This is a genomic window from Amycolatopsis sacchari, assembly GCF_900114035.1.
GTDB lineage: Bacteria > Actinomycetota > Actinomycetes > Mycobacteriales > Pseudonocardiaceae > Amycolatopsis_E > Amycolatopsis_E sacchari.
On sequence record NZ_FORP01000004.1, the window covers coordinates 293,986 to 309,743 of the forward strand.

At 73.3% G+C, this 15,758-nt stretch carries 16 protein-coding genes; 4 read left to right on the top strand and 12 right to left on the bottom strand.

Annotation, left to right across the window (positions count from 1 at the left end; all coding sequences use genetic code 11):
- Positions 1–12: 12 nt before the first annotated feature.
- The 5 genes from BMZ92_RS09975 to BMZ92_RS09995 form a co-directional block, all read right to left on the bottom strand.
- Complete coding sequence (locus BMZ92_RS09975; protein ID WP_143249836.1) at positions 13–924, bottom strand: helix-turn-helix domain-containing protein; 912 nt, start codon at positions 922–924, stop codon at positions 13–15.
- A gap of 67 nt (positions 925–991) precedes the next feature.
- A complete protein-coding gene (locus BMZ92_RS09980) occupies positions 992–1,780 on the bottom strand; it encodes an HpcH/HpaI aldolase/citrate lyase family protein (RefSeq protein ID WP_091505486.1) in 789 nt (262 codons plus the stop codon).
- A complete protein-coding gene (locus BMZ92_RS09985; RefSeq protein WP_091505487.1) occupies positions 1,773–2,573 on the bottom strand; it encodes an HTD2 family dehydratase in 801 nt (266 codons plus the stop codon). Before BMZ92_RS09985 ends, BMZ92_RS09980 begins: the two co-directional genes overlap by 8 nt.
- Positions 2,570–3,715, bottom strand: a complete 1,146-nt coding sequence (locus BMZ92_RS09990) for a CaiB/BaiF CoA transferase family protein (protein ID WP_091505489.1) — start codon at positions 3,713–3,715, stop codon at positions 2,570–2,572. The genes BMZ92_RS09985 and BMZ92_RS09990 overlap by 4 nt, the downstream gene beginning before the upstream one ends.
- Positions 3,712–4,863, bottom strand: a complete 1,152-nt coding sequence (locus BMZ92_RS09995; protein WP_091505490.1) for an acyl-CoA dehydrogenase family protein — start codon at positions 4,861–4,863, stop codon at positions 3,712–3,714. The genes BMZ92_RS09990 and BMZ92_RS09995 overlap by 4 nt, the downstream gene beginning before the upstream one ends.
- 68 nt (positions 4,864–4,931) lie before the next feature.
- Between BMZ92_RS09995 and BMZ92_RS10000 the strand changes: the two genes are divergently transcribed.
- The gene (locus tag BMZ92_RS10000) at positions 4,932–5,894 is read left to right on the top strand and encodes a LysR family transcriptional regulator (protein WP_245782980.1); all 963 of its coding nucleotides are present in this window, start codon (positions 4,932–4,934) and stop codon (positions 5,892–5,894) included.
- A gap of 3 nt (positions 5,895–5,897) precedes the next feature.
- Here BMZ92_RS10000 and BMZ92_RS10005 read toward each other — a convergent pair whose 3' ends face one another.
- Complete coding sequence (locus BMZ92_RS10005; RefSeq protein WP_091505493.1) at positions 5,898–6,836, bottom strand: NADP-dependent oxidoreductase; 939 nt, start codon at positions 6,834–6,836, stop codon at positions 5,898–5,900.
- 50 nt (positions 6,837–6,886) lie between these two features.
- Here BMZ92_RS10005 and BMZ92_RS10010 point away from each other — a divergent pair, with 50 nt between their 5' ends.
- Positions 6,887–7,507, top strand: coding sequence for a TetR/AcrR family transcriptional regulator (locus BMZ92_RS10010; protein WP_091505495.1), 621 nt, complete (start codon positions 6,887–6,889; stop codon positions 7,505–7,507).
- Between the two features lie 56 nt (positions 7,508–7,563).
- Here BMZ92_RS10010 and BMZ92_RS10015 read toward each other — a convergent pair whose 3' ends face one another.
- Positions 7,564–8,130 carry a class I SAM-dependent methyltransferase gene (locus tag BMZ92_RS10015; protein ID WP_091505497.1) on the bottom strand — a complete coding sequence of 189 codons (567 nt, stop codon included), beginning with the start codon at positions 8,128–8,130 and terminating at the stop codon, positions 7,564–7,566.
- Positions 8,131–8,222: 92 nt separating this feature from the next.
- Between BMZ92_RS10015 and BMZ92_RS10020 the strand changes: the two genes are divergently transcribed.
- Positions 8,223–8,807, top strand: a complete 585-nt coding sequence (locus BMZ92_RS10020) for a helix-turn-helix domain-containing protein (protein WP_091505498.1) — start codon at positions 8,223–8,225, stop codon at positions 8,805–8,807.
- Here BMZ92_RS10020 and BMZ92_RS10025 read toward each other — a convergent pair.
- Both BMZ92_RS10025 and BMZ92_RS10030 read right to left on the bottom strand, forming a co-directional pair.
- A complete protein-coding gene (locus BMZ92_RS10025; protein ID WP_091505500.1) occupies positions 8,783–9,925 on the bottom strand; it encodes an FAD-dependent monooxygenase in 1,143 nt (380 codons plus the stop codon). The genes BMZ92_RS10020 and BMZ92_RS10025 overlap by 25 nt on opposite strands.
- 57 nt (positions 9,926–9,982) lie before the next feature.
- A complete protein-coding gene (locus tag BMZ92_RS10030) occupies positions 9,983–10,849 on the bottom strand; it encodes an enoyl-CoA hydratase-related protein (RefSeq protein WP_091505502.1) in 867 nt (288 codons plus the stop codon).
- Positions 10,850–11,064: 215 nt separating this feature from the next.
- Between BMZ92_RS10030 and BMZ92_RS10035 the strand changes: the two genes are divergently transcribed.
- Positions 11,065–12,288 carry an MFS transporter gene (locus tag BMZ92_RS10035; protein WP_091505504.1) on the top strand — a complete coding sequence of 408 codons (1,224 nt, stop codon included), beginning with the start codon at positions 11,065–11,067 and terminating at the stop codon, positions 12,286–12,288.
- A 405-nt stretch (positions 12,289–12,693) separates the two neighbouring features.
- Here BMZ92_RS10035 and BMZ92_RS38090 read toward each other — a convergent pair whose 3' ends face one another.
- The 3 genes from BMZ92_RS38090 to BMZ92_RS10050 form a co-directional block, all read right to left on the bottom strand.
- A complete protein-coding gene (locus BMZ92_RS38090) occupies positions 12,694–13,221 on the bottom strand; it encodes a hypothetical protein (RefSeq protein ID WP_245782981.1) in 528 nt (175 codons plus the stop codon).
- Positions 13,222–13,244: 23 nt separating this feature from the next.
- On the bottom strand, positions 13,245–14,318 hold the full coding sequence (locus BMZ92_RS38095) for a hypothetical protein (RefSeq protein ID WP_143249837.1): 1,074 nt from the start codon (positions 14,316–14,318) through the stop codon (positions 13,245–13,247).
- A 65-nt stretch (positions 14,319–14,383) separates the two neighbouring features.
- A complete protein-coding gene (locus tag BMZ92_RS10050) occupies positions 14,384–15,739 on the bottom strand; it encodes an MFS transporter (protein ID WP_091505507.1) in 1,356 nt (451 codons plus the stop codon).
- Positions 15,740–15,758 lie beyond the last annotated feature (19 nt).

The following is a 15,758-nucleotide window of genomic DNA, read 5'->3' on the forward strand; positions in this document are numbered from 1 at the left end:
CCGTTACCGCCTTCAGTCGAGCTCGTTCAGGACCGTGGTGAGGAACGCGCGGGTCTCGGCCGGGGTCAGCGCCGCCGCGGTCGCCTCGGTCCACAGCGTCTCGTAGTGCCGCACGTGATCGCTGAACGTGAGGTCCGCCCCGCTCTTCGTGAACGCGTAGTCGAGGTGCTCGGGCAGTTTGCCCGGCACCTCCGGCGTGGTCAGCCGCAGCAGCGCGAACCGTTCGAGCAGCCCCGTGCGGGCGATCGGCCGGACCGGGCCGCGCGGCCGGAACGGCACCAGCTGGATGGTGATGTGCGGGCGCCGCGACAGCGAGATCAGGTGCGCCACCTGTTCCCGCAGCACGGCGTCGTCGCCCTGGGTGCGGCGGACGCAGGATTCGCTGAGCACCGCGTAGAACTGGGCCGGGTCCGGCCGGAGCAGCACCGTCCGCTGCCGGGCCAGTTTCGCCTGCAGCTCGGGCGCGTCCGCGCGGGTGGCCGGGTGTTCGGCACGCAGGTACGAGGGGCTCTGCAGGATCTCCGGCACGACCTCCGCCGCCACCAGGCGGATGAGCGTGGCGTCCTCCTCCAGGTCGATGTAGCGGCGCGTGGCGTCGTCGTGCACCGCGCGGAACCCCGTCCAGCGGCCGCGCTGCGACAGCCCCGACTGCAGCTGCAGCGCGAGGTCGGTGACCGCCGCGTCCTGGACGCCGTACACCGCCAGCAGGCTGCGCAGGTCCTCCAGCTTGATCCCGGCGTCACCGCTCTCGAGCCGCGCGATCTTGTTCTGCACGCTGGCCGCGCTCGAAGACGGCCACACGGAGCGGCCCGCGTCGCCCTGCGTCAGCCGGGCCTGCTCCCGCAGGCGCCGCAGCAGCACGGCGAGCTGCATCCGGCGCCCGGTGGGGGTGCGTGCGGCCACCGTCATCACCACAGCACTCACCTCACCCTCTCACCCGCGCCGCCGCATCCTCCCCGATCCCGGGCAGGCAGGGCAAGGAAAGCCGGGATCAGCCCGGTGCCCGGGCGAGTACGGCCTGTGCCCGCAGCACCACGGGCCGGTCGATCATCTGCCCCTCGAACACCGCGACCGAACCGTCCTCCGCCGCGGCGAGGACGCCGCGTGCCCACGCGACTTCCTCCGGCGTCGGCGCGAGGCGGCGGTGCACGACCGGCACCTGGCGCGGGTGCACGCACAGCTTTGCGGTCAGCCCCAGCGTGAGGGCGTGTTCGAGGTCCGCGACGAGCGCGTCCTCGTCGTCGAGTGCGGTGGTCACGCCGTCGACCGGGGCGGCGCGCCCCGCGGCCGCCGCGGCGACCACCAGCGCCGACCGCGCGTACCGCAGCGCCTCGTGCGAGCGGTGGTCGACCCCCAGCTGCGCGGCGAGGTCGACGCTGCCGAACGCCGGGCGCACCACGCCCGGAGCGGCGCACACCTCGGCCGCCCGCGCGATGCCCGCCGCCGTCTCCACCAGCGGCACGACCCCGGCCGACACCCCGAGCGCCGCCAGCACCGCCGGGTCCTCGGCCTTCGGCAGCATCACGGGGCAGCCGTGCTCGACGGCCACCGCCAGGTCCTCCTCGTGCCACGGCGTACCGGGCGGGTTGATCCGCACCATCGCCGGGTGCCCGCCCGCGAGCCACGCGCGGACGTGCTCCCGCGCCGCGACCTTCTGGTCGGGCCCGACCGCGTCCTCCAGGTCGAGCACCACCACGTCCGCGTGCGCCTTGGGGAAGCGGTCCGGGCGGTGTCCGGGGACGAACAGGAAGGTCCTGGCGTGGGCGAGGAACTCAGTCATCGAGCCTCCGCAGCAGCCCGGTCGCCGTCTGCCGTCCGTGGATGTCCCGCACGGCGGTGGCGAACCCGCCGGCCTCTTCGCTCGCCCTGACCACGAGTCCCTGGAAGTCGAACAGCGGCGAGACCAGCCGGTACTCGAAACGCAGGTCTCCGCTCAGTCCCCGGGCGCGCGCGGCCTCTGCCATCGCCAGCGCCTGCAGCGGCCCGTGCGTGAGCAACCCGGGGTAGCCCTCGACGTCCCGAGCGTAGTCCCGGTCGTAGTGGATGCGGTGTGCGTTGTAGGTCAAGGCCGAGAAGCGGAACAACAGCGTCGGGGACACCTCGATCGACCACTCGCCGGGCTCGGGCGGCACCTCGGGGCCGCTGTCGGAGACGGACAACGTCGCCTGCCGGTAGACGAGGTCCTGCTCCTCCTCGACCACGACTCGTCCGCCCTGCTCGATCCGGTGCCCCACCACCACGAACGTCAGCGCGCCCGACCGGCCCTGCTTCTCCCGCACCGAAAGCACGCGCGTCTGCCTCGTGGCGACCTCGCCGCAGCGCAGCGTCCCGCGGCTGCGCACGCGGCCGCCCGCCCACATCCGCCGACGGCCCGGCCCCGGCGGTGCGGGGACGGTGTTGCGCACCGGGTGCCCGTCCGGCCCGAGATCCGCCTGCGCGGGCCGCTCCAGCAGGTACACCCAGTGCCACAGCAACGGCAGCCCGCCCTCGGGTTCCGGTACGCCCAGCAACGACGCCAGCGCGGCGGCCGGTTCCGGCGTCAGCAGTTCCGTGCGCGTCACGACCTCGCTCATCCCGCCTCCTCCCCCGGCGCGAACTCCGCCCGGATCGCCTCGTTGTGCTCGCCCAGCGCCGGCACCGCACCGAGCACCGGCTCCCAGTCATCCGACACGACCGGTGGCAACAGTGCCCGCACCGGTCCCGTGGGAGTGCCGACCTCGCGCCACCGGTCGCGGGCGGCCAGCTGCGGGTGCCGGGTGAACTCCTCCGGGGTGCGCAACCGCGCGTTGGCGATCCCCGCCCGGTCGAGCAGCTCGACGACCTGGTCGGCGGTGCGCTTCGAGAAAGCGCTTTCCAGCAATCCGGTAAGCGCTTCCAGGTTCGTCACCCTGTCCGTGTTGGTGACAAAGCGCGGGTCCCGCGCGAGATCGGCGTTCCCCAGCACGTCCGCGCACAGGACCGTCCACTCGCGATCGTTCTGCACACCGAGGAACACCTGCCCGTCCCGGGTCCGGTACGGGCCGTAGGGCGCGATGGACGGATGCCGCGCCCCGGTGCGGCGCGGCGGTTCGTTGCCGTAGCGGGAAAAGTAGGCGGGCTGGCTCATCCACTCCCCGAGCGCGTCGAGCATCGCGACCTCCAGGCTCGCGCCCTCGCCTGTGCGCTCGCGGTGGTAGAGCGCGGTGAGGATGCCGCTGTAGGCGTACATGCCGGTGGCGATGTCGGCGACGGAAAACCCGGCCTTCGCGGGGGCTTCCGGCGTCCCGGTGGACAGGACGAGCCCGGTTTCGCACTGCACCAGCAGGTCGTAGGCCTTCTTCGCCCGGTACGGCCCGTCCGGCCCGTAACCGGAGATCGAGCAGTGGATCAGCTCCGGCCGTCCGGCCCGCAGCGTCGCGGCGTCGAGGCCGAGGCGCTCCGCCGCGCCGGGCACGAGGTTCTGCACGAACACGTCGGCCCGCGCGAGCACCGCGTCCAGCAGCTCCTTGTCCCGCTTGACGTCCAGTTCGAGGCTTTCCTTGCCGCGGTTGAGCCAGACGAAGTAGCTCGACTGGCCGTGCACAGTCCGGTCGTAGCCGCGGGCGAAGTCGCCGACCTCGGGCCGCTCGATCTTCACCACACGCGCGCCGAGATCGGCGAGCTGGCGGGTGGCCAGGGGCGCGGCCACCGCCTGTTCCAGCGCGACGACCAGGATCCCGTCCAGTGGCGCGCTCACAGCGGGTTCCGCTGCACGAGCTGGCGGACGATGACGTTGCGCTGGATCTCGTTCGTGCCCTCGCCGACGATCATCAGCGGGGCGTCGCGGAAGTAGCGCTCGACGTCGAACTCGGTGGAGTAGCCGTACCCGCCGTGGATGCGCACCGCGTCGAGCGCGACCTGCATCGCGGTCTCCGACGCGAACAGCTTCGCCATCCCGGCTTCGAGGTCCGCCCGCTCGCCCGAGTCGTAGCGGCGGGCGGCGTGGTGCACGAGCTGGCGCGCGGCTTCGAGCTTGGTGGCCATGTCCGCCAGGTAGTTGCCGACCGACTGGTGCTGCCAGATCGGCTTGCCGAAGCTCTCGCGTTCCTGCGCGTACCGCAGCGCGTCCTCCAGCGCCGCCCGCCCGACGCCCAGCGCCCGGCACGCGACCTGGATCCGGCCTATCTCCAGTCCCCGCATCATCTGCGTGAACCCCCGGCCCTCCTCGCCGCCGAGCACGGCGGTGGCGGGCACCCGGTAGTCGTCGAACGCCAGCTCGCAGCTTTCGACACCCTTGTAGCCCAGCTTCGGCAGGTCCCGCGAAACGTGGAAACCCGGGCCCTTCTCGGCGAGCAGGATGCTCATCCCGCGGTGCGCGGGCTCGGCGGCCGGATCGGTCTTGCACAGCAACGCGACCAGCTGCGACCGGCGCGCGTTGGTGATCCACGTCTTGGCGCCGTTGACGACGTAGTGCTCGCCCTCGCGCCGCGCGGTGGTGCGCATCGCCTGGAGGTCTGAACCACCGCCGGGCTCGGTGAGCGCCATCGTCGCGCGGATCTCGCCGGTCGCCATGCGCGGCAGGTACGTGTCCTGCTGCTCGCGGGTGCCGTGCTGCACGAGCAGCTTCGCCACCACGGTGTGCCCGCCCATCGCGCCCGCGAGGCTCATCCAGCCCCGCGCGAGTTCCTCCGTCACGGCGGCGTAGCACTGCGCCGACACCGACGCCTCGCCCCACGGCTCGGGGATCGCCAGCCCGAAGATGCCCATCTCCTTCATCTGCTTGATGAGCTTCTCGGGGTAGGTGTTCGTGTGGTCCAGCTCCCGCGCCACCGGCCGCACCTCGCGGTCGACGAACTCGCGCACGAGCGACACGATCGCGGTTTCCTCTTCGCTGAGCCCGTCCACCTCGTGCCTCCTCTCCGTCCCAGTCATCATGGACTCTCATGAGAAGGCGTGTGAAATACTGATTCGTGATGGCGGCATGCCGGACGGGGATGGCGGGGATGGACCTCAAGCAGCTCAAGGCGCTGGTGACGGTGGCCGACGTCGGCAGCGTGACGAAGGCCGCCGAGCTGCTGCACGTCGTCCAGCCCGCCGTGACCAGACAGATCCGGGCGCTGGAGCACGAGGTCGGGGTGCCGCTGTTCGACCGCACGCGGCAGGGCATGCGGACCACGGAGGCCGGGCTCAAGCTCGTCGAACGCGCCCGCCGCGCCCTCACCGAGCTGGAGCGCGCCCGTGCGGAGCTGACGCCGGACCGCGGGGCGATCACCGGGATCGTGACCGTCGGCCTGCTCGACAGCACCGCCGAACTGCTCGCCGAGCCCCTCGTGTCGGCCGCGCGGCGGGCCCACCCCGGCATCGAGCTGCGCGTGCTCAGCGCCTACTCGGGGCACCTGCAGCAGTGGCTCGACGACGGGGACCTCGACCTGAGCCTGCTGTACAACCTCACCGGCACCCCGTCGCTGAACGTGACGCCGGTCGTGCGCGAGCGGCTGTGGGCCGTGGCGGGGCCCGGGGAGGGGCTGCGGCCGGACGTGGCCGTGCCCTTCGCCGAGGCCGCCGCCCGGCCGATGGTGATGCCCGCGCCGGGGCACGGGCTGCACACCCTGATCACGACCGCCGCGCGGGAGGCGGGCACTACCATCGACGCGGTGGTGCAGACCAACTCGATGGCGTTGCAGAAGCAGCTCGTGCGCGGCGGGCACGGCTGGACCGTGCTGCCGGCGGTCGGCATCGCCGCCGACCTCGCCGCGGGCACGCTGACCGCCGCGCCGCTGGCCCAGCCGGAGGTGTGGCGCTCGATCGTCCTCGGCGTCCCGCGGGCCGCACCCGCCACACCCGCCGTGCGGGTGGTCGCCGCCGAGCTCACCGCCCAGGTGCACACCGCCGTCCACAAGGGACAGTGGCCTTCGGCGCGGCTGCCGGGGGACTGACGCTCAGTGGACCAGCACGATCCGTCCCGGGGCGTGCTTGCCCTCGCTCAGCTCGTGCGCGGCCGCGACCTCCTCGAGCGGGAACGCGGCCGCGACCGGCACGCGCAGCTTCCCCTGGGCCGCCAACTCGACCGCGAGGTCCAGGCCGTGCACGGCCAGCGGGTCGGCGTTCCCGCCCGCCTCGGCCTCCGGCGTCCCGTGCGACAGGTGCACGCCGTGGCTCGCCGCGGTCATGTCGGCGATCGTCACCACGCGGTCCGGGCTCCCGGCGATCTTGACCAACTCGGGCAGCGCGCCCCCGGCGCAGTCGAACACCGCGTCCACGCCGTCCGGCGCGAGCACGCTCACGCGGTCCGCCAGCCCCGGCCCGTACGTCACCGGTTCCGCGCCGAGCGAGCGGAGGAACTCGTGGTTGCGCTCGCTGGCCGTGCCGATGACCCTGGCGCCCCGGGCGGCCGCGAGCTGCACGGCGAGCGTGCCCACCGCGCCCGCCGCGCCCTGGACCAGCACCGTCTGCCCGGGACGGACGGCGAGCCGGTCGAGCACCCGCGTGGCCGTCTCGACGTTGCCCGCGGCGGCACCGGCCTCTTCCCAGCTCCACGCGGACGGTTTCGGCGCCCACGAGACCAGGACGACGTGGTCGGCGTTCGCTCCCCGCGTCACCGACGAGGTCATGCCGAACACCTCGTCCCCGGGTGCGACGCCGGTGACCCCTTCCCCGACCTCGTCCACCACGCCCGCCGCGTCGAACCCGGTCCGCCACGGGAACCGCGCCGGCACGAGGTCGCGCATCGCTCCGGAGCGGATCGCGACCTCACCGGTCGACAGGCCCGAGACCCGCACCGCGATGCGGATCTCCCCCGGCCCGGCGTGGGGTTCCTCGACCTCGACCACCCGCACGACGGCGGGCGGGCCGTATTCGGAAAATTGAACAGCTCTCATGTCCGCCGACGCTAACGAAACGCGCCGTTCGCCTGGCTAAAGTGAGAACGGTGAGCACGGAAGTGAGTCGTCCGCTGCGGTCGGACGCCACGGACAACCGGCAGCGCATCCTCGCGGCGGCACGCGTGGCCTTCGGCAGCAGGGGCTTCGACGTGCCGATGCGGGAGATCGCCCGCCGCGCGGCCGTCGGCCTCGCGACGGTGTACCGGCGGTTCCCCACCAAGGAGGCGCTGTTCGCCGAGGCGTTCGCCGAGCAGCTGGCGCTGTGCTCCGCCATCGTCGAGGAAGGCCTCGCCGAGCCCGACCCGTGGCGCGGGTTCAGCCTCGTGCTCGAAAGGCTCATGGAGGCGCACGCCCGCGACCGGGGCTTCCGCGCGCTGCTCGCGCAGCTGCCGCACACCGCCGACGTCGCCACCGACCGCGACCGCACCCTGCGCATGCTGCTCGACCTCCTCCACCGCGCGAAGGAATCCGGGCAGCTGCGCGAGGACATCGTGCTGGAGGACGTCATCCTCGCCATGATGGCGAACGAGGGCATCCAGGCCCGCTCCCCGGAACTGCGCGTGGCGGCCTCCCGGCGGTTCGCCGCCCTGATGCTCCAGTCCTTCCGGGCGCGACCGGAGCCGACGCCCCTGCCGCCCGCGGTCCGGCTGCCACTGCCGCTCCCGTGACGGGGAGCGGAAACACACCTCCGGTGCGGGCTCCAGGCGGGCCAGCGCACGCGTTCTCACCGCAGGCGCCGGGCCCGGAGGACGGTGTCCCGCGTGTGGGGCGAGCCCTCCGGGGTCCGGCGCGGCCGGACTTCGTCGACCAGGATCGTCCAGTCACCGCCGAGGAGCGCGGTGACGTCGGCGGAGCGGTAGTAGTCGCCGGAATCCAGGCCGGCGAGGTCGTGGCTGACGAACAGCAGCGTGCCGCCCGGCGCGACCGCCGCCAGCAGGCCGAGGAGCGGCCCGTCGCCCGGCACGCGCGGGAGCGGCACGTAGTGGACCGACACCAGGTCGAAGGTCCCGGCCGGCCAGCGCGCCGTCGCCAGATCGGCCCTCGTCCACGCGACGCGGCCGGTGTCGTCCGCGGCGGCCGCGCGTTCGAGCGCCGTGCGGGAGATGTCGACCGCCGTGACCAGCCAGCCACGGCGCGCCAGCCACAGCGCGTCGGCGCCTTCCCCGCAGCCGACGTCGAGCGCCTGGCCCGGCGCCAGGCCGGCGACCTCGGCGACCAGCGCGCCGTTCGGTTCACCGCTGAAGAGCCGGTCGCTGCTGCGGTACCGCTGTTCCCAGAACCCCACCGTCATCGGTGACCACCTCCGCCCGTCAACCTGCCCCAAGAGGCGCGATCCGGCGAAGATCTTTGCGAAAACCGCAAAACCCCGGCGACACTGGAGTGATGAACGACGACGCCGTGCTGGTGGCGGTCGGCCCGCGGCTGCGGGACCTCCGCCGCCGCGCCGGGCTCACCCTGACCACGCTGTCGCAGCGGACCGGCATCCCGGTCAGCACCCTGTCGCGGCTGGAGTCCGGCCAGCGCAGGCCCGGGCTGGAACTGCTGCTGCCGCTGGCGCGGGCGTACCGGATGACGCTCGACGACCTGGTCGGCGCCCCCGCCAGCGCCGATCCGCGGGTGTTCCCGCGCCCGGTCCGGCGCGAGGGGCTGACGATCATCCCGCTCGCCCGCAAACCCGGTGGCCTGCAGGCGTTCAAGCAGATCCTCCCCGCGGGCCCCGACGTCGAGCCCGAACCGCGCACGCACCCGGGGTACCACTGGCTGTACGTCCTCAATGGACGGTTGCGGGTCGTGCTCGGCGACAAGGACCTCGTGCTCGGCCCCGGCGAGGTCGCCGAGTTCGACACGCACCTGCCGCACTGGTTCGGCAACGCCGGGGACCACGCCGCGGAGTTCCTCAGCATCGTCGGCCCGCAGGGCGAGCGCTTCCGGCTCCGGGCGCGCTACCTGCCGGCGTCGTTGCCGTAGATCCAGCTGAGCGACTCCACGTTCATCCCCTCACCCGCGGCCAGGGCCGCGTCGCGACGCCGCTGTGCCGGGCCGTCGGGCAGGTGGTAGTCGACGTTGTTGTCCCACGAGCGCCGCTGGATGCGCGCGGTGTGCGGCCGCCGCCGCGCCTCGTAACGCGCGAGCGCGGGCGCGAGGTCCCCGTCCAGCGCGGCGGCCAGCGCCGCCCCGTCCTCGATCGCCTGCGCGGCGCCCTGCGCCAGGAACGGCAGCATCGGATGACAGGCGTCGCCGACGAGCGCGGTCGTCGCCGTGGACCAGCGCGGCAACGGTTCCCGGTCGTAGAGGCCCCACCGGTACACCGGCTCGCGGACGTGGCCGAGCAGGTCGTTCAGCTCGCGGGACCAGCCCCGGAACGCGGCCCGCAGCTCGGCGAGGCTGCCCGGCGCCGTCCACGACTCCTCCGGCCAGTCGGTCGCCGGCACCACGCACACGAGGTTCACGAAGCGGCCCACGGGATAGGCCACCAGGTGGCGGTTCGGCCCGAGCCACACGCGGACGGCCGGCTCGGCGGAAAGCGCGTCGGCGGGCACGAGCGCGCGGTAGGCGCACATGCCGGAGAACCGCGCCGCCGTCTCCGCCACGGTCGCCCCGCGCACCGCCGAGTGGATACCGTCCGCGCCGACGACGACGTCCGCCGTCTCCGCCGTGCCGTCGGCGAACCGGACCAGCGGCCGCGGGTGCCACGACTCGACGGCGGTCACCGCCTTGCCGAAGCACACGACACCGGCGGGCAGCGCCGCGGCGAGGACCGTGATCAGGTCCGGCCGGTAGACCGTGTAGTACGGCGCACCGAAGCGCGCCTCCATGTGCCCCGCCAGCGGCCACTCGGTGAGCACGGTGTCGTCCTCCCACCGCAGGAACCGGGTCGCCACCGGCGAAAACGCGGTCCGCCGGAGCGCGGCGTCCAGCCCGAGGCCGTGCAGCACCCGCGTCGCGTTCGGTCCTAATTGGACACCCGCGCCGATCTCCCCGAACCCCGCGGCGCGTTCGTCCACCCGGACCTCGTGCCCGGCCCGCAGCAGCGCGAGGGCGGCCGTCAAACCCCCGATCCCGCCTCCGACGACGATGACGCGCACGAGGCGAACCGTAGCCCTCCCCCGGCCTGCCGCGTGAGGGCCATCCGCGCGAATTCCTCACGGCCGCCCGGGGAACGGCGGCACGTCCGGCGGGTAGTCGGTGCTCACCCTGCCGGGGAAGTCCGCCGGGCGCTTCTGCAGGAAGGCCAGCACGCCCTCCATCGCGTCCGGCCCGGCGCCGAGCCGCAGCAGCGCCCGCGAGTCCTCGCGGTGGGCGTCCCACGGCGTGGGCGAACCCAGCATGCCCCACAGCAGCTGCCGCGACACCGCGACCGACACCGCCGACGTGTTGTCCGCGATCTCCCGCGCGATCGACCGCGCCACCGGGATCAGCTCGTCCGGCGGGACCACCCGCGACACCAGTCCCCCGGCCAGCGCCTCGGCCGCGTCGAAGACCCGCCCGGTCGCGACCCACTCGACGGCCCGGGAGATGCCCACGATCCGCGGCAGGAACCACGTCGAGGCCGCCTCGGGCACGATGCCGCGGCGCGCGAAGACGAAGCCGAACTTCGCGGTCTCGGCGGCGATGCGGATGTCCATCGGCAGGGTCATGGTCACGCCGACACCGACCGCCGGGCCGTTGAACGCGCCGATGACGATCTTGCGGCTGGCCGCGATCCGCAGCGAGACCGCGCCACCGGCGTCCCGCGGCACGCCGTCGACCTCGCCGAACCCCTCGACGTCGCCGTGCGCGTCCTTGTCGAAGGTGCTCGCGCCGCGTTCGAGGTCCGCGCCCGCGCAGAACCCGCGCCCGGCGCCGGTGACGATCACCACGCGCACGGAGTCGTCGGCGTCGGCCTCGTCGAACGCGGCGATCAGCTGGTGCGCCATCTCGAGCGTGAACGCGTTCAGCCGCTCCGGCCGGTTCAGCGTGATGGTGGCGATCGCGTCCGCGACCTCGTAGCCGATCTCGTCGTAGATCACCGCACCGAGAGTGCGGCAGCGCGGGGGAACCGTCAACAACCGGGCCGCCGAGAAGCGTTACCGGGAAACGATGTTGCCATGCCCACACCCCGCGTCGCTACAAAACGTCGAGATCGAGGTTTACTTTGGGTCACGGTGGGCAGGGGTGCCCGCCGCGTTCTTGTTCGTTCTTCTCTTCTCTCAAGGAGTTCCCGTTGCGGCGAACTGTGCCGCCGATGCTCCGTGCGCTCGGAAACCACAACTACCGGCTGTGGGCTCTGGCCGACGTCGTGTCGGTGACCGGCGGCTGGATGCAGGTACTCGGCCTGAACTGGGTGGTACTCGCCCGCACCGGCTCGGCGACCGCCGTCGGGTTCTCGGTGCTGATCAGCACGCTGCCCGCGTTGCTGCTGGGCCCGTGGGCCGGGGCGCTCGCCGACCGGTTCCCGCCCCGCCGGCTCATCGTCGCGGGTGAGGTTGCGCACCTGGTCATCGCGCTGCTGCTGGCTTTCCTGGTCTGGCGGGAGCTGCCGCTGACCCCGATCTACGCCCTCACCGCCGCGGGCGGGCTCGTCAGCACGCTGGAAGGGCCCGCGCTGGGCCGGTTCGCCGGACAGGTCGTGCCCCGCGACGACCTGGGCAACGCGCTCGCCCTCGGCTCGCTCAGCAACGCCATCGGCCGGGTGCTGGGCATGAGCCTGGCGGGCGCGCTCGCCGCGACCGTCGGGGACGCGCCGCTGTTCCTGATCAACGCCGCGAGTTTCCTGTTCGTGCTGGGCACACTGGCCGTGATGCGGCCGGGCGAGTTCCACCCGCTCGCGGTGAGCCCGCCGGAGGAGGCGGGGGTGCGCGCGGGACTGGTGTACCTGCGGGGGCACCGGGTGCTGCTGGTGTTGTTCGCGCTGGGTTTCGTGCTGTCCGCGCTGGGCCGCAACTACCAGGTGACGATGGCCGCGATGACCGAGGGCCCGCTGCACGCCGGTGCCGGCGGGTACGGCGCGCTGTCGACGGTGTTCGCGGTGGGGACGGTGCTCGGCGGGGTGCTCGCGGCGCGGGTGCGGGAGCTGACGGTGCCGTTGCTGCTGGCGGCGGGTGCGGTCACGAGCGTGCTGCAGGCGGTGAGCGGGTACGCGCCGGGGCTGCTCGGGTTCGCGGTGGTGATCCTGCCGATCGCGGCGGGTGCCGTGGTGATCGACACCGCGAAGAGCACGCGGCTGCAGCTGGACGCGGCGGAGGGCATGCGCGGCCGGGTACTGGCGGTGCACGGGACGATCGCCGCCGGGGCGGGCGCCGTGGGCGCGCCGCTGCTGGGGTGGCTGTGCGAAAGCCTGGGTCCGCGGGAGGCGCTGCTGGTGGCGGGCTTGGTGACGCTGGCGGTCACCGCCGTGGCGGCGGCGGCCCTGCGCAAGCCGCGCGTCGCGGAGATCCCGGTGCCGGAACCCGCGCTGGCGACGGTCTGACGGGCGGAGCAGGGGCCTGGGCGGCGAGGCCGCCAGCGCGGGCGGGTTTCCGCCGCGCGGCTGGCGGGGAGACGCCCGGGCGGCGACGCGGCCAGCGCGGGGGGCCACCCCGCGACAGGCGGCAAGAAGCCTCGGGCGGCAACGCGGCCAGCGAACGCGGCCACCTCCGCCGCGCGGCTGGCGGGGAGAAGCCCAGGCGGCGGCGCGGCCAGCGCGGGCGAGTTTCCGCCGCGCGACAGGAGACACAAGGCCCGGGCGGCAACGCGGCCACCTCCACCCCGCGGCAGACGGTGAGAAGCCCGGGCGGCAAGGCCGCCAGCGCGGGCGGGTTTCCGCCGCGCGACAGGCGAAACAAGCCCCAAGCGGCAAACGCCGCCATCACACTCGGCCACCCCCAGCGCGGCCTCAACCGCCGCTGCGCGACAACCGGTACAACCCCCCGGACTGCACAGCGAGCACGGTGAGATCCGCCGCACCCGGGGCCGCCACCGCGCGCCAGCCCGGTTGTGGCGTGTCCGCGCGGGACAGGTGCGAAACCCCGCCCCCGACCACCGCCCCCGTACCGTCCACGACCAGGACGCACTCCGGGGCCTGCCCACCGACGACCGCCCACCCCGACAACACGGCGTCCCCCGTCACGGCCGGGCTGTCGATCACGCCCTTGCTCGGCCCCGCGTCCGCCGGGCCCGGCAACGCCGTCACCCGCGACAGGTCCACTCGCGACCCCAGCTCGTACGGTGCGCAGCCCAGCGTGAAAGCGTCGTTGAACGGGAACGCTCCCAGCGCCCGCGCCGCCGGCACCACCGACGGCTCGATGCTCAGCGCCGCCATCGCCTGGGGCGCCTCCACCCGCAACGCCACCGCCGCCACCTCCAGCGGCGCGTACGCCGCCCGCGCCTGGTCCTGCTTCCCGCCACCGATCGCGTGCGTCACCAGGCCCAGCGTCACCACCCCGGTCAGACCACCCGCGACGACAACCCCGGCCGCACATACACCACCAGCACCAGCAACGCACTCGTCGCCAGCGCCGCCGCCAGCCCGTACCGGCCCAGCAACCCCACATTCCCGACCGCCGTCGTGGTCCGGCCCAGCGCCAGCAAACCCGCCACCAGCACCGCATACCCGGCCAGCCCGACCCAGCCCGCCACGGCCGCGTCCCGCCCCACCCGGGACACCAGCACCACCAGCGCCGCCACCGTCACCCCGCCCGCGATCACCGCCACCACCGGCACATCCGCCGACCACAACCCGCCCAGCGCCGCCGCGAACACCGACAACCGCCGGTCCGGATCCACCGCCGTCGTCGCCAGCGACTGCGGCCCCGCCGGCTTCGTCACCCACCACACCGCGACCACCACGACCCCGGCCACCACCGGCGTCAGCCACCGCCACCGCCGCTCACCCCGCGCCGCGCTCGTCAACGCCACGGCGAACCACACCGGCAACCCCGCCCCGAAACACAGGCACGCCACCACCGCCGCACCCCACGACCACCACACCCGGCCCCGGTGCGCACACCACACCGCCACCACCGCACACGTCACCGCCGGCACCCAGCTGATCCCGTTCGTGGCCTGCAACCACAACTCCGCCAGGTGCGACGAACACACCAGGAACGCGAACCCCGCCGTCAGCGCCGCCTTCACCAGCGGTGAGAACGTCCCCGGCAGCATCGCCCGCAACACGACCACCACGACCGCCAGCAACAGCACCGCCAGCACGGTCAGCACCCGGTTGTCCCCGCCCAGCCACGCCGCGTCCGCCCAGAACAGCAACGACGGCACCACGAACGGCTGGTCCAGGTGGTAGGTCAGCACCTGACCCCACTGCAACGACCCGTCATCGGCCGTCACCTTCGCCAGCACGTGCCAGTAATCCAGCAGCACGTGCGCCCGCGAAGTCCGCGCCGCCGTCCACAACGCCAGGACCACCGGCACGACCGCCAACGCGGTCAGCACCACCACACCGACGCGAGGACGAGACCCGCCCCGCGGCTCGACCCGTTCCCCCACCGCCAACGACGCCGTCATCCCAGCCCCTCGTCCACAGCCGCCGGCGCGGCGACAACGAGCGGATGCTACGGCTGCCAGGGCAGTCAGACCTCGGCGGCCTTCGGTGCCGTGGCCGGCTTCAGCGTGGCCTGCCGCGTGCGCGGGCCGAAGATCGCCAGCACCACGGCGCCGACCGTCCACGTGCCCGCGATGAAGAAGAACACGCTCTGGTACCCGCTGCCGTTGTACAGCGCGGCGACGATCAGCGGCCCGGCCGCGTTCGACAAGCGGCCGAGGCCGTAGGACACGCCGGTGCCCAGCGACCGGCCACGGGTGTCGAACAGCTCGGGCGAGTAGGCGTAGCCGAGCGCCGTGTACCCGCGCTCGAACAGGTTCACCAGGAAGCCGAACACCACGATCAGGATCGGGTCGAACGTCAGGCCGTAGAACAACCCGCACACCGCGATCACCACGCCGAACGCGACAAGGCACCACTTGCGCTCGAAGCGGTCGGTGACCAGCGCCGCCAGGTACGACCCCAGTGGCGCGCCGACCGTGGTGAGCGCGACGTAGAACACGGACTTCTCGACGCTGAAGCCCTCCTTGGCGAGCAGCGTCGGCGCCCACGTCGAGTACCCGAAGAACCCGATCGTCTGCGTCACCCACACGACGGTGAGCAGCAGCGTGGGGAACAGGTACTTCTTCTGCAGCAGCATCCGCAGCGGGGCCTTGCCCGCCGGCGCCTCCTGGACCGGCGGCGCGGGCTCGGGCAGCGGTCCCTTCTCGGCGGCGACCTGCGCCTCGATCTCCCGCAGCACCGCGTCGGCCTTGTCGTGCTCGCCCCGGCTTTCGTACCAGCGCGGCGATTCCTTCAGCTGCCGCGTGAACAGCACCAGCAGCACGCCCAGCGCGCCCCACAGGTAGACCAGCCGCCACGTCCAGTCGTTGATGCCGACGACCGCGCTCGCGATGAGGTTCGTGACGGGCGTGCCGCAGATGCCGATCACGATCGCGTAGGCCTGGTACTTGCCGCGGCTGGCGGCCGGGTACAGCTCGTTGACGTAGATCACCGCCACGACGGTCATCGCCGACAGCCCGGCCGAGGTCAGGACGCGGAACACGCCCAGCGACACGATGTCCCACGAGAACACCGCCGCGAACGAGAAGAACCCGAACCACACCGTCGTCAGCAGCAGCGCGCGTTTGCGCCCCCACCGGTCGGCGATCGTGCTCGCGACGATCGAGCCGAGGAACATCCCGACGAACGACAGCGAGGTCACGTACGCGACCTGGTTGACGGTCACGCCCCACAGCTTGATCAGCTTGGGCGAGGTGGTGGCGAAGCTGTTGATGTCCGCGAACTCGAAGAAGTAGGCGAACGCCACGGCCAGCAGGGTGAGCTTGTGGAACCGCGCGATCGGCAGCCGGTTGAGCCGGTTGAGCGCGTTGGCGTGCTGCATTGCATGCCCTTCGGGGGAG